The organism is Pseudomonas sp. 25 R 14 (assembly GCF_900004755.1).
GTDB classification, from domain to species: domain Bacteria; phylum Pseudomonadota; class Gammaproteobacteria; order Pseudomonadales; family Pseudomonadaceae; genus Aquipseudomonas; species Aquipseudomonas brenneri.
On record NZ_CVTS01000004.1, the window covers coordinates 1 to 210 of the forward strand.

A 210-nucleotide genomic window follows, 5' to 3' on the forward strand; every position below is an offset into this window, starting at 1 on the left:
CCGGCAACGTCACGGTGCCCTGGCCTTTATCGTCCAGAGTGACTGGGTTGCCAATCGGGTTGCCGTTCGGGTCCTGCACCTGCACGGTCGCGCCCGGCTTGCCGGTGACCGCCACATTGCCAGTGGCTGGATCGACAGTGCCCAACTGCGGTGCCAGCAGCGGCACGTCAACGTTGGTGGCTGGAGACTGGGTGTCACCTTCCTTGATCA

The 210-nt window shown here is 64.3% G+C and carries 1 protein-coding gene; it reads right to left on the reverse strand.

The features are described from left to right. Positions 1-210: hypothetical protein (locus BFQ03_RS30140; protein ID WP_175403866.1), on the reverse strand; the 210-nt coding region annotated here is incomplete at both ends.